Annotated in this window: 10 protein-coding genes; 3 read left to right on the top strand and 7 right to left on the bottom strand. The window is 62.5% G+C overall.

Features of this window, described 5'->3' with window-relative positions:
• Positions 1-160: 160 nt before the first annotated feature.
• The 3 genes from QZ766_RS12110 to QZ766_RS12100 all read left to right on the top strand — a co-directional run bounded on the left by QZ766_RS12110 (position 161) and on the right by QZ766_RS12100 (position 3983).
• Positions 161-1459 carry an HAAAP family serine/threonine permease gene (locus QZ766_RS12110; RefSeq protein WP_297202246.1) on the top strand — a complete coding sequence of 433 codons (1299 nt, stop codon included), beginning with the start codon at positions 161-163 and terminating at the stop codon, positions 1457-1459.
• Between the two features lie 49 nt (positions 1460-1508).
• The gene (locus QZ766_RS12105; protein ID WP_297202243.1) at positions 1509-2876 is read left to right on the top strand and encodes an L-serine ammonia-lyase; all 1368 of its coding nucleotides are present in this window, start codon (positions 1509-1511) and stop codon (positions 2874-2876) included.
• Positions 2877-3041: 165 nt separating this feature from the next.
• Positions 3042-3983 carry an aliphatic sulfonate ABC transporter substrate-binding protein gene (locus tag QZ766_RS12100; protein WP_297202240.1) on the top strand — a complete coding sequence of 314 codons (942 nt, stop codon included), beginning with the start codon at positions 3042-3044 and terminating at the stop codon, positions 3981-3983.
• Positions 3984-4648: 665 nt separating this feature from the next.
• Here the strand turns inward: QZ766_RS12100 and QZ766_RS12095 are convergent.
• From QZ766_RS12095 to QZ766_RS12065, 7 genes are all read right to left on the bottom strand, one after another.
• Positions 4649-5866 carry an acyl-CoA dehydrogenase family protein gene (locus QZ766_RS12095; protein ID WP_297202237.1) on the bottom strand — a complete coding sequence of 406 codons (1218 nt, stop codon included), beginning with the start codon at positions 5864-5866 and terminating at the stop codon, positions 4649-4651.
• Positions 5867-5876: 10 nt separating this feature from the next.
• Positions 5877-7304, bottom strand: coding sequence for an MFS transporter (locus QZ766_RS12090; RefSeq protein WP_297202234.1), 1428 nt, complete (start codon positions 7302-7304; stop codon positions 5877-5879).
• 14 nt (positions 7305-7318) lie between these two features.
• Positions 7319-8197: a MetQ/NlpA family ABC transporter substrate-binding protein gene (locus tag QZ766_RS12085; protein WP_297202230.1), complete on the bottom strand. Its 879-nt coding sequence runs from the start codon at positions 8195-8197 to the stop codon at positions 7319-7321.
• A complete protein-coding gene (locus tag QZ766_RS12080) occupies positions 8194-8892 on the bottom strand; it encodes a methionine ABC transporter permease (RefSeq protein WP_297202228.1) in 699 nt (232 codons plus the stop codon). Before QZ766_RS12080 ends, QZ766_RS12085 begins: the two co-directional genes overlap by 4 nt.
• Positions 8889-9908 (bottom strand): methionine ABC transporter ATP-binding protein, encoded by a 1020-nt coding sequence (locus QZ766_RS12075; RefSeq protein WP_297202225.1) that lies wholly within the window; start codon positions 9906-9908, stop codon positions 8889-8891. Before QZ766_RS12075 ends, QZ766_RS12080 begins: the two co-directional genes overlap by 4 nt.
• Positions 9905-11311 (bottom strand): LLM class flavin-dependent oxidoreductase, encoded by a 1407-nt coding sequence (locus QZ766_RS12070; protein ID WP_297202223.1) that lies wholly within the window; start codon positions 11309-11311, stop codon positions 9905-9907. Before QZ766_RS12070 ends, QZ766_RS12075 begins: the two co-directional genes overlap by 4 nt.
• A 69-nt stretch (positions 11312-11380) precedes the next feature.
• The gene (locus QZ766_RS12065) at positions 11381-12790 is read right to left on the bottom strand and encodes an FAD/NAD(P)-binding protein (protein WP_297202220.1); all 1410 of its coding nucleotides are present in this window, start codon (positions 12788-12790) and stop codon (positions 11381-11383) included.
• Position 12791: the final 1 nt, after the last annotated feature.

The following is a 12791-nucleotide window of genomic DNA, read 5'->3' as shown; positions in this document are numbered from 1 at the left end:
ACTGATGAATTGATAACATAACTGTATCTTTCCGCACCGATAGAAACGGTAAATAATGGCAAAAAAAGCCCGTTTTACACGAATTTATATTACGGCCAGTGGGTTATGCCCATTTTTTGTCTAAAAAGCTGGCAAATTGCTTCCTCCAGGAGAGAAAGATATGGAAACCACCCAAACCAGTCCTCTCGTTTCGGCGAGCAGCCGCAGCGGATGGCGTAAAACGGATACTATGTGGATGCTGGGCCTGTACGGCACGGCAATCGGCGCGGGCGTCCTGTTCCTGCCTATCAATGCCGGCGTAGGCGGCCTGATCCCGCTGATTATCATGGCAATCATCGCCTTCCCGATGACCTTCTTCGCGCACCGTGGCCTGACCCGCTTCGTGCTGTCCGGTAAAAATCCGGGTGAAGACATTACTGAAGTGGTTGAAGAACACTTCGGCGTTGGCGCAGGCAAAATCATTACCCTGCTCTACTTCTTCGCGATTTACCCTATTCTGCTGGTGTACAGCGTCGGCATTACCAATACCGTTGAAAGCTTCATGGCGCACCAGCTGGCGATCACCCCGCCGCCGCGCGCTATTCTGTCGCTAATCCTGATTGTCGGCATGATGACCATCGTGCGCTTCGGCGAGCAGATGATTGTTAAGGCGATGAGCGTGCTGGTATTCCCGTTCGTGGCCGCGCTGATGGTGCTGGCCTGCTACCTGATCCCGCAGTGGAGCAGCGCTGCGCTGGACACGCTGTCCCTGAGCGCCGCCAGCTCAACCGGCAACGGCCTGTGGATGACCCTGTGGCTGGCAATCCCGGTAATGGTGTTCTCCTTTAACCACTCGCCGATTATCTCCTCCTTCGCCGTTGCAAAACGTGAAGAGTACGGCGATGCGGCAGAAAAGAAATGCTCCAAAATTCTGGCCTGCGCCCACGTAATGATGGTGCTGACGGTGATGTTCTTCGTATTCAGCTGCGTCTTCAGCCTCTCTCCGGCTGATCTGGCAGCGGCGAAAGAGCAGAACATCTCTATTCTCTCCTACCTGGCGAACCACTTTAACGCGCCGGTTATCGAGTGGATGGCACCGATCATCGCGATGGTCGCCATTACTAAATCCTTCCTCGGCCACTATTTGGGCGCCCGTGAAGGCTTTAACGGCATGGTGGTGAAATCCCTGCGCGGCAAAGGCAAATCCATCGACGCCGGTAAACTGAACAAAATCACCGCGCTGTTCATGCTGGTCACCTGCTGGCTGGTCGCGACCCTGAACCCGAGCATCCTCGGCATGATCGAAACCCTGGGCGGCCCGGTTATCGCGGTGATCCTGTTCCTGATGCCGATGTACGCCATCAACAAAGTCCCGGCGATGCGCAAATACAGCGGCCACCTCAGCAACGCGTTTGTGGTACTGATGGGCCTTATCGCCATCTCCGCGATTTTCTACTCCCTGTACTCCCTGTTTATCTAATTTCCCGCGCCGTCGAAAGGCGGCGCGTTCCTTCAGAATGGACGCAAGAATGATCAGCGTATTCGATATTTTCAAAATCGGCATTGGCCCCTCCAGCTCCCACACCGTCGGACCAATGAAAGCAGGTAAGCAATTCACGGACGATCTGATTGCGCGCGGCGTTCTTCACGACGTCACCCGCGTGGTGGTTGACGTTTACGGCTCCCTCTCCCTGACCGGCAAAGGCCACCATACCGATATCGCCATCATCATGGGCCTTGCGGATAATCTGCCGGACACGGTCGACATCGACGCCATCCCGAGCTTTATCCAGGACGTGAACACCCACGGTCGCCTGCTGCTGGCTAACGGCGAGCACGAAGTGGAGTTCCCGGTGGATAAGTGCATGAACTTCCATGCGGATAACCTCTCCCTGCATGAGAACGGCATGCGCATCACCGCCCTGAGCGGCGAAAACGTTATTTACAGCCAGACTTACTACTCCATCGGCGGCGGTTTTATCGTCGATGAAGCCCATTTTGGCCAGACCGACAGCGCCCCTGTCGCGGTGCCCTACCCGTATAAATCTGCCGCAGATCTGCAGCGCCACTGCCAGCAAACCGGCCTCTCTCTGTCGGGGCTGATGATGCAGAACGAGCTGGCCCTGCACAGCAAAGAGGCGCTGGAGCAGCACTTCGCCGCCGTGTGGGAAGTGATGCGCAGCGGCATCGAGCGCGGCATCACCACCGAAGGCGTGCTGCCGGGCAAGCTGCGCGTTCCGCGCCGCGCCGCCGCGTTGCGCCGCATGCTGGTGAGCCAGGATAAAACCACCAGCGATCCGATGGCGGTTGTGGACTGGATCAATATGTTCGCGCTGGCGGTCAACGAAGAGAACGCCGCCGGCGGCCGCGTGGTGACCGCCCCAACCAACGGCGCCTGCGGCATCGTGCCGGCGGTGCTGGCCTACTACGACAAATTTATCCGCGAAGTGAACGTTAACTCGCTGGCGCGCTACATGCTGGTAGCCAGCGCTATCGGCTCGCTCTACAAAATGAACGCGTCCATTTCCGGCGCGGAAGTGGGCTGTCAGGGCGAAGTGGGCGTGGCCTGCTCAATGGCGGCGGCGGGTCTGGCAGAGCTGCTCGGCGGCAGCCCGACCCAGGTGTGCATCGCCGCTGAAATCGGCATGGAGCACAACCTCGGCCTGACCTGCGATCCGGTTGCCGGACAGGTGCAGGTGCCGTGCATTGAGCGTAACGCCATCGCCTCGGTAAAAGCGGTCAATGCCGCGCGAATGGCCATTCGCCGCACCAGCGAGCCGCGGGTCTGCCTCGATAAAGTGATCGAAACTATGTACGAAACCGGCAAGGACATGAACGCCAAGTACCGCGAAACCTCCCGCGGCGGCCTGGCGATGAAAATCGTCTCCTGCGACTGACTCTCCCCGGCCCGGCGTCGCGTTGCGCGTCGGGCCACCTTGCCTCTCCCCACTGTTATCCGTTCCGCTTTAGCCAATATTCAACAATAGAAAGCCGCTTTTGTTATTTATCCGCGCCTGTGCTCCTTTGCTACCTTACGGCAAACTGCCTTAAGGAGACTCCCCATGACCACACTGCCGCGCCCGGCGCTTCTGCTCTTGCTGCTGGGCCTTTCCACTTCCGCGCTGGCGAAAGCACCGGACACCGTCAACATCGGCTATCAAAAAGCCAATATTTTCGCCCTGCTGAAGTATCGCGGCACGCTGGATGAATCCCTGAAAAAAGACGGCATCGCCGTGCGCTGGGTGGAGTTTCCCGCCGGCCCGCAGATGCTCGAAGGGCTGAACGTCGGCAGTATCGATCTTGCCGCCACGGGTGACGCGCCCCCGGCTTTCGCCCAGGCCGCGCAGGCGGACCTGGTCTATCTCGGCCACTCTCCCGCTAATCCGAAAACCGAAGCCATCGTGGTGCCGGAAAACTCACCAGTGAAAAAAGTTGCCGATCTCAAGGGCAAGCGGGTCGGACTGAACAAAGGCTCCGACGTCAACTATCTGCTGGTCAAAGCGCTGGAAGAGGCGGGCCTGAGCTACAAAGACATCACCCCGGTCTACCTGCCGCCCGCCGACGCCCGCGCCGCCTTCCAGCGCGGCGCCATTGATGCGTGGGTTATCTGGGACCCGTATCTGGCGGAAGTGGAAACCAACGCCAAAGCCCGTGAGATCCGCAACGCCGAAGGGCTGGTACCGCACTACACCTTCTACCTCGCCAGCCGCAAGTTTGCCGAAGGCGCGCCGGAAACCGCCACCCGGGTACTGGACGAACTCGGTAAGCTGAGCACCTGGGCCAACGCCCACCCCGATGATGCCGCCGGGATCCTCTCCACCTCTACCGGCCTCGACAAAGCCATCTGGCAAAAAGCCATCGCCCGCGCGCCCTACGGCGCAGAGCGCATGACGCCGGATGTCTTCAACCAGCAGCAGGCCCTCGCCGATACCTTCACCCGCATCGGCCTGCTACCGGTAAAAGTCGACGTCAGCAGCGCCACCTGGTCGCAGGATAAGAAATAGCGTCAGCCTGCTGTTCAATCTACAACGCCCCCCGGCCACCACTGGCCGGGGTAAATAACTCCCCCTACCTAAATTCCCATAACTGCCCCTAAAGATACGCGCAGACACAAATGATCGGTTTAAACATGACTGAGGGTTTTCACACTCCGGTAAAAATCGCCTCAGATTCTCGCGGATGGCAGGGACAGCCAGCATAAATGCTGGGCAAGGATAAAATCGGCAGAAACCATGTAGAACAATGCGCAGCATTGACCTAAAAGGGCAAAGATTCAGGAGAAAATATAGATATGGCTGAGGGTTTTAACTCCGGCAAAAAATCGCCTCAGATTCTCGCGAATGGCCGGGGCAGCCAGCAGGGATGCTGGCTGAGGCGAAATGAGGCATGGACAAAATCGTCAGGAACGATTTTGAACAATGCGCAGCATTGGCCCCGAAGGGGCGAGGCCCAGGGATGGGCCGAGTAATCACGAATAGAGCCGTACCCGAAAGCCAGTAGCGATAATCTGAGGTTCCGCGCAGCGGCGATTTTTGTGGCCGGGAGCCGGGTTTGCAAAGGGGGCGGCGGCGAGCCCCCTTTGCACGTTCACCGCAGAAAGCCTGACAGGGAAGCGGACACCTGTTAGTGAACGGAACATTCCACAATCAGTTAAAAATACGACATAACCTTATGAAGAACTCCCCTCCCCAATCCGCCACTTAAACGTCGGCGGCGTCCCATTCACCAGCCACCCGCCAACATTCCGCGCCTTATAAATCACCGGATTGTGCGACGCCACGGTTCTGGCATTACGCCAGTGGCGATCCAGCGCCTTCCCGGTACGGGTATCCGACGCCCCAAGCGCGCTAAACAGTGACGTCGCCGCGCGCGGGATCAGCTCGCTGGCCACCACCTGCGCCCGGGCGGCTTCGATTTCGGCCTCCTCGTTAACCCGCACCTTTAGCGCCTCGTCGTCACTAACGTGCGCCTCGTAGGCCTGCTGCAGCACCTCTGCCGCCTGCAGCACCGTCGCCCGCGTAGCCTGCGCCCAGGCGCTTATCTCGCCGACCACCTGCAACACCTGCGGATCGTCCCGGGGAACCGCGGCGTTGCCGTGGCTGTACATGCGGGTGCGCTTGCGCACGCCCTGCGCCGCGTCGCGCTCTACCGCCAGACCAATGCCCGCCAGCGTTGCCAGCAGGACGTGCTGATAGAACGCCGTCTGATAGCGAAAGCGGGTAGCGAAATCGTAGACGTGCTCCTGCTCCACCTGCGCCTGGCGAAAGCGGGTGGTGCCGCTGCCGGTGAGCCGCTGGCCGAAGCCGTCCCAGTCGTCCTCGCGCTGCACAGCTTCCTGCGCGGTACTGACCACCGCGATAACGTCCTGCTGGGTATCGCTGCGGCGGGCAAAGACGTCAATCCAGTCGGCGTACAGCGTGCCGGTGCTGTAAAACTTTTCACCGTTGAGCCACCATCCGTTTTCCTGCGGCGTAACTTTGGTCAGCACGTCCCCCAGCGCCACACCGCCGGTTTCAGTCCAGCCGTTGCCCACGAGTTCTCCGTCGAGAAAGCGGCGAAACCAGCGGTCGCGGCCCGGAGAATCCGGCTGATTAAGCCGGTCCTCGACAAACGCAAAGTGGGCGCGCAGCGCCTGGGGCAGATTGGAGTCCGCCTGCGCCAGCTCGGTGAGCAGCGCTACCAGCTGCGGCAGCGACGCGCCCCAGCCGCCCTTCTCCCGGGGAATACGCACCGTGCCGAAGCCCGCCTCTTTCAGCCAGCGGATCTGCTCCACCGGCAGCGTGCGGTTCTGCTCGCGGCTAACCGCGCCCTCGGCAATGCGGGCAAAAATGGGCCGGAATATTGCTGCCAGCTGAGAGTAATCGGCGCCCGTAGAGAGTTGTGTCATCGTCTGCTCCTTAGTGATGGCTATCATCAATATCGTGTCGGGTCGGCTCGTGGCGCACCGCGAGCAGGAAAAAGATGGGGATCAGCGCCGCAAGGGACACCACCCAGAACATCTGCGTTCCGAGCGCGGCGCGCAGCTGCGGCAGTATGAACAGCGCCAGCGCGCTGCCGATTCCGGACAGCGCCCGGCTAAAGCCAACGCCGGTGGCGCGAATGGCGGTGGGATACGAGAGCGCCGGGTAGATCATCAGCTGCGCACCGGGCCCGAAGCCTTCGGCAAACAGCCACAGGGCCAGCATCGCCAGCGCCAGCGCAATACCTGCGGCGGCGTGGGGCTGCCCCAGCAGCGCCAGCGCGATCAGGGCGATAAACTGCAGGGCAAAACCGGCAATCGCCACGTGGCGGGATGGATATTTCCACGCCAGGCGCATACCCAGCAGACCACCGGTAAAAGCAAACAGCGCGTTAAGTCCCAGCGAAGCGGAAATGGTCTCGAAGACCCCCGCACCGAGAAACTGCGCCAGAATCGACGGCAGAAAAAAGGCAATCGCGGTGTACTCAAACGAGATGCAGACGTTCATCACCCCGGCCACCACCGTGCGCTCGCGGTAGGGCTTCTGAAACAGCACCCGAAAGCTGACCTTCGGCGGCGGCGCGGGCCTTGCCGCCGCTGGGGCCTCGTGGGCATTGATACCGTATGCGTCGCGCAGAATGCGCACCGCCGAGGTCAAATCCCCCTGGTTTGCCGCCCACAGCGGCGACTCGTTCATAAAGCGGCTGCGCACCGCGATAATCAGCAGCGCCGGCACCGCGCCGAACAGCAGCGAGGCGCGCCACAGCCAGTCGAGATGCGCCTGGGGCAGCAGAAAGTAGAGGCCGAAAATAATCAGAAAGCACACGGTCGATGCGGCGTACCACATCGGGCACCAGGCTGCCAGCCGCGCGGCCTTGTTGCCTTTGCCGCTGAAGCGGGAGAACTCCGCGAGGTACGACATCGCCACCGGCAGGTCGATACCGATACCAATGCCCATCAGAAAGCGCGCGCCAATCAGCACCCACACGTTGGGAGCCAGCCCGGCGGCCAGGGCCGATACCACGAAAAACAGCATATCGGCCATAAACACCGAATAGCGGCCGTATTTATCGGTCAGCCAGCCCCCCACCAGGTTGCCGATAATGGTGCCTACCATTATTGACGAGGTCACCAGCCCGGTGAGCAGCGGCGAAAGACTGAACTCCCGCACCACGTCGTCAATGCCGTAGGAGAGCGTGGTTAAGTCGTAGGCGTCGAGAAATACGCCGCCGAGGGCGAGAAGCACAATCATCCGCGCGTAGCGGGCCTCCTCTTTTTTACCGGCGTTAATCAGCCGCGCCACGTCTCCGACGCTGGCAACCGGCGCGGAGCCGGGGCGAATATCGTCTACAGAAAGCGTACTCATGGCATTCTCCTGGATCAGTGAGCGGAAACCGGCACCAGCACGCCCTGCACCAGCGGGTCGTCGGTGGTTTTTAACCACGTCTGCAGGCGCGGATCCGCAAAGGCTTTGGTGAGCTTGACGATATTCTCCTGCGACAGGTACGGCGTGCCGATCACCAGCTGCGAGGCAAAGGTGCGCGGCGCGGGCGGGAACAGAATGCCTTTCTCCCGGGGCACTTTGCCGGCGTCGAACTGCGACACGTAGCCGATGGCGGCGTCCACCGAGTTCAGGGCCCGCGGCATGGTCAGCAGATCCAGCTCCTTAAACACGAACTGGTGCGGGTTGCCGGTAATATCTTTCAGCTTCGCCGTGCGCGGCTCCACCGCCGGATCGAGGCTAATCAGGCCAATGCGCTGCAGCAGCCACAGCGCCTGCCCCTGATTGGCGCCGTCGTCAGGCACCACGATGGTGGCACCGGCAGGCAGATCCGCAATCTTGCTGTAGCGATCGGAGTAGATGCCGAATGCCCACTGGAACACCGGCACGGTGCTGGAGAGCGCGAAGCCGTTGGCGTCAACCATCTGCTTCAGCCACCACTGGTGCTGATAAATAGTGCCCGCGTACTGCCCCTGCGCCACCGCCCTGTCCGCCTGCACCGGATCCTGCACCCCCACCGCTTCCAGGGTCAGGCCGTAGTCCGGAGCAATATGCTGATTGATATACTCGATAACCCGCTGCTCCCCGGCCATTGCCGGCTCATAATGAATTTTGAGGGTAGTGCCAAAGACCACCTGCGGCCCCTGCTGGTGGCTGCGCCACCAGCCAAAGGCGGCAATCAGCAGCACAATGACCACCAGCGCCGCCAGCCAGGGCCAGCGTCGGGTTTTGCGTAAGGTAAAGGGTTCGGTACTCATGCGGTGCTCCCTGAGGCGTGGCGAAGACGATTTGCCAGCCGGTCGCCGGCAAACTGAATAAGCTGAATGGTGGCGATCAGCACCACAATGGTGGCGATCATGATGTGATTGTCGAAGCGCTGGTAGCCGTAAACCACCGCCAGGTAGCCGATGCCGCCCGCGCCGATGGTGCCGGCAATGGCCGAGTATTCGATCATCGACACCAGATTAAGGGTCACCGCCGCCACCAGCGCGGGCAGCGCTTCGCTCAGCTGGGCACTGCGGATTATCTGCCAGCGCGATCCGCCGCATACCAGACCAACGGCGGTCACCTCCGGCGCCAGCTCGCGCAGGGCGCTCTCCACCAGCCGGGCAAAAAACGGGATCCCGGCGGCGATCATCGGCACGATAGCCGCCGGAATGCCGATGGTGGTGCCGGTCAGCCAGTAGGTGAACGGAATAATCGCCGCCATCAGCACCAGAAACGGCAGGGATCGCCCCATGTTCACTATCCAGTTCAGCACCCGATAGAGATGCGCGTGGGGAAACAGGCCGCGCCGGGAGGCGTTAAACAGCACCACGCCCGCCGCGCCGCCGAGCGTGACCACGAACAGCATCACAATCGCCACCATCAGCCAGGTTTCGCCGTAGGCAGGCAGCAGCAGCGTGTGAATGTCGCGCCAGGGCGTGTCCTGGCTGACGATTATCGGCTTCATACCGCCTCCTGCAGCGCCGGGGCGCTGTCGAGCAGCTCAGCGGCAATGCCCAGCTGCGCCAGGGCGTCCAGCACCTGCCCGGCAGAGAGGCGTTCGCCGCGAAAGCTCACTCCCGCCTGCAGGCGTCCGGCCAGCCGGCCATCGATCATCTCAACGTGGCCGCCGAGCAAATCAATACGCAGCGCAAGTTGCTGGCTGAGGCGGCCGATCCAGTCGTTCGCAACCGGCACATCGTGGCGATAGCTTAGCCGCAGCAGCAGATCCGCGCGGGCGGCGGCGGGCGCCAGCGGCAGCAGCTGTTCTCCGAGCAGCGAATCAGGCCGGGAGAGCAGCTCGCGCACCGATCCCGCCTGAACGATAGCGCCGTCGCGGATCTCCGCTACCGCATCCGCCGCCGCGCGCACCGCGTCCATTTCGTGGGTGATCAGCACGATCGCCAGCCGGTACTCCTCCTTCAGCTTGCGCAGCAGGTCGAGCACCGTTGCCGTGGCCTGGGGATCGAGCCCGGAGGTAGCCTCATCCGCCAGCAGTACCGTCGGCCGCAGGGCCAGCGCCCGGGCAATGGCGATGCGCTGGCGCTGGCCGCCGGAGAGCTGCGCCGGATAAAAATCGGCCTTGTGGCTCAGGCCCACGTTCTCCAGCAGCTCGCCCACTCTGGCGCGGATTTCGTGTTCCACCACCCCCAGATAGGCCAGCGGCAGCGCGATATTCTGCGCGGCAGTTTTGCGTCCCAGCAGGGCCGATGACTGAAAGACGGTGCCGATGGATCGACGGGCGCGGCGCAGCGTTTCGCCGGACAGCAGAGAGAGATCCTGGTCGTTTACCCGAATGCTGCCGCTGTCGGGCCGCTCCAGCAGGCTGATGCAGCGCGCCAGCGTCGATTTTCCGGCGCCGCTCGGTCCCACCACCGCGGTAATCGAGCACGGCGGCACCCGCAGCGACACGCCTTTCAGCACCTCGCTCACGCCGCCGTCAGGCGTAAGGTAGCTTTTATGCAGCCGATCGATATCAATCATATGACCTTCTCCTGGCGCTGGAGATCGAGCGCCGCCCCGCGCCGGTAGCCGGCCCCCGGATGCGGCGCTTCGAGACGCGGCCCGCCGCCGAGCAGTTTTTCCCGCAGAGTGCCTGGCTGATACTCTTTCTTGTAGACGCCGCGCTTTTGCAGCTCCGGCACCAGCAGCTCTACCACGTCAGTGAAGGTTTCGTGGGTCAGGGCATAGGCGAGGTTAAAGCCGTCCACGTCGGTCTCTTCCACCCACGACTGCAGATCGTCGGCGACGGTTTCCGGGCTGCCCACCACCAGCGGGCCGAAGCCGCCGATGCCGACCCAGTCCGCCAGCGCCTGCACCGTCCACTGGCGGTTCGGATCGGCGGTAGAAAATGCCTCGACCGCCGACTGAATGGCGTTGGTGTGGAGATATTTGAGCACCTGATCCGGCTGATACTGGCCAAAATCGACCCCGGTCCAGCCGGAGATCAGCGCCAGCGCACCTTCGTAGCTGACGTACTGCTTGTATTCCTGCCACTTGGCCTGGGCGGCGCGGTCGGTTTCGCCGACGATAACGGTGTGCTTGCTGAAAATCTTAATGCTGTACGGATCGCGCCCGGCCTCCGCCGCCCGGCGGCGGATATCAGCAACGGTTTTTTTGAGGATCTCTTTCGACGGCGGAGCAACAAACACGCACTCGGCGTGGCCTGCCGCAAACTGCTTGCCACGGCTTGAGGCACCGGCCTGATAAAGCACCGGCGTGCGCTGGGGCGAGGGCTCGCACAGGTGGATGCCGGGCACCGAGAAGAAAGTGCCCTGGTGGTTGATCGGATGAATTTTACTCGGATCGCTGAAGATCCGCCGCTCGCGATCCCGCAGCACCGCGCCGTCCTCCCAGCTTCCCTCCAGCAGCTTGTACACCACCTCCAGATACTCTTCGGCGTAGTCGTAGCGCGCGTCGTGATCTTTCTGCGCCTGCTGGCCGATATTGCGCGCCCCGCTCTCAAGGTAGGAGGTAACGATATTCCAGCCGATGCGTCCTTTGGTCAGATGATCGAGGGTCGACAGGCGACGGGCGAAGGGATACGGATGCTCAAAAGAGATAGAGGCAGTCAGGCCAAAACCCAGATGCTCGGTAACCAGCGCCATCGGCGTGATGAGCGCCAGCGGATCGTTAACCGGCACCTGCGCCGCCTGGCGAATAGCCGCATCGCCGCTTCCGTTATAAACATCATAAATACCCAGCACGTCGGCAATGAACAGCCCGTCGAACTTGCCGCGCTCCAGCAGCTTTGCCAAATCGACCCAGTACTCCAGGTCTTTGTACTGCCACGAGCGGTCGCGGGGATGGGCCCACAGCCCGGGGGACTGGTGGCCGACGCAGTTCATATCAAAGGCGTTGAGGCGAATTTCACGTTGTGATGGCATAGCAGTCTCCACGGCGCGGCCCGCACCGGGCGCGCGCGATTAAAAAGTCAGAGGAAAAGCGGGATGAAATTAGCTAGCGGGACATCGTTCCGGATGGATGATTTGCAGCTGGCTCAGGGCTTCGGCGGCGACGAACGCGGCGTGATCCGCCACCTGAGGCAGCCCCATCAGCTCGCCAAAGCGGGCGCGGGCCGCGGGGCCTGAAACGAACACCGGCGGGGCGTCGTCGCGCCGGTGCCCTCTGGCCCGGGATCGCGAATCGACATCGATGCCGAGATTGAGCGCATCGGCGCGGATCAGCTCCTGGCGGGCCAGGTCGCGCAAAAAAGGCTGGCTGGCAATGAGATTGCCGTGGGCCGGGCCGGTGGTGAGGATCAGATTATCCACCTCCAGCGGAAGGCTCGCGGGCAGATCCTGCCCCTGGCGCACGGCCAGCGTCATGCGCAGCGCCGCGCCGCGGGCCTCCAGCGCGCCGAGCCGGGCAGCAAGCACCCGCAGGCTGCCGTCGTCCTGCCGCCGGTCCAGCTCATCCGCCACCTGCGGGGCGATCCGGTAGCGGTGCACGTCCCAGTAGCTGCGCAGGTGCCGCAGAAAGCGCAGGCGATCGGCGATACTCAGCCCCTGCCAGATCTGCTGTCCCTGGTTGCGCACCGCGTCCAGTACTCTCTGCCACGGCAGGCCGTGCTCCGCAGCCGCCGCGACGTCCATGCGGATCTGGCGCAGGCGCTGGCGCAGGTTGCCGCGCAGATACTCCCCCTGCCACTCAGGGTACTCGCCGCTGAGGTTGGGCCGGGAGAGCAGCCCGCGGCGGGAAAACGCGGTGATCGGCCCCCGGTGCCCGCGCCGGGAGAGGGCAGCCACCGTATCGGCCATCGTCAGGCCTGTGCCGATAATCGTCACCCGGGCGTCCGGCCCGATAGCGTCCAGTCGTTCAGTTTGCCAGGGGTTAGCAATCAGCCCGGGGTGATCCAGCCACGGGCGCAGCCGGGCGGGAACCGACGGCGGCGGATGGCTGATGGCCAGCACCAGCAGGTCGGCCCGCAGCCGCTGCCCGCTTTCGCTGACGACAATCCCCTCATCGAAGGCCAGCGCTGACGACTGCAAATGCACCAGCCGCCCGCCGCTGGCCGCTGCCGCTTCGGCAAAGCGCCGGGCTACGTACAGGCCAAACTGCCCGCGCTGGGGATAGGCCGCGCCGTCCTCGCGCAGGGCGTCGGGGTCGGTGAGAAAAGCGGGCTGTTCACGATACCAGCGGTCAAATGCGCCCTCTTCATCGCCGGCAAGCTGCATGCGCGCCGCCGGCACGTTGATGCGGTGCGAAGGCTCTGCTGTCGAATAGGCAACGCCCGCGCCAGGCAGCGGGCGCGGCTCCAGCAGCGTCACCCGGACGCGCGCGGGGGCAAGGCGCATCAGCGCAATCGCCACCGCGGCGCCGCTGAAGCCGCCGCCGACAATCACGATATGGGGCTCAGTGTTCATA

It is taken from the genome of uncultured Pluralibacter sp., from assembly GCF_913775985.1.
GTDB lineage: Bacteria > Pseudomonadota > Gammaproteobacteria > Enterobacterales > Enterobacteriaceae > Pluralibacter.
This window is presented reverse-complemented; position numbering and strand designations above follow the sequence as displayed.

What these genes read in the sequence shown, in the direction of transcription:
- QZ766_RS12110 (WP_297202246.1), top strand. Translation starts at nt 161, where the DNA reads ATGGAAACCACCCAAACCAGTCCTCTCGTTTCGGCGAGCAGCCGCAGC.
- QZ766_RS12085 (WP_297202230.1), bottom strand. Translation starts at nt 8,197, where the DNA reads ATGAGTACCGAACCCTTTACCTTACGCAAAACCCGACGCTGGCCCTGG.
- QZ766_RS12105 (WP_297202243.1), top strand. Translation starts at nt 1,509, where the DNA reads ATGATCAGCGTATTCGATATTTTCAAAATCGGCATTGGCCCCTCCAGC.
- QZ766_RS12090 (WP_297202234.1), bottom strand. Translation starts at nt 7,304, where the DNA reads ATGAGTACGCTTTCTGTAGACGATATTCGCCCCGGCTCCGCGCCGGTT.
- QZ766_RS12070 (WP_297202223.1), bottom strand. Translation starts at nt 11,311, where the DNA reads ATGCCATCACAACGTGAAATTCGCCTCAACGCCTTTGATATGAACTGC.
- QZ766_RS12065 (WP_297202220.1), bottom strand. Translation starts at nt 12,790, where the DNA reads ATGAACACTGAGCCCCATATCGTGATTGTCGGCGGCGGCTTCAGCGGC.
- QZ766_RS12080 (WP_297202228.1), bottom strand. Translation starts at nt 8,892, where the DNA reads ATGAAGCCGATAATCGTCAGCCAGGACACGCCCTGGCGCGACATTCAC.
- QZ766_RS12095 (WP_297202237.1), bottom strand. Translation starts at nt 5,866, where the DNA reads ATGACACAACTCTCTACGGGCGCCGATTACTCTCAGCTGGCAGCAATA.
- QZ766_RS12100 (WP_297202240.1), top strand. Translation starts at nt 3,042, where the DNA reads ATGACCACACTGCCGCGCCCGGCGCTTCTGCTCTTGCTGCTGGGCCTT.
- QZ766_RS12075 (WP_297202225.1), bottom strand. Translation starts at nt 9,908, where the DNA reads ATGATTGATATCGATCGGCTGCATAAAAGCTACCTTACGCCTGACGGC.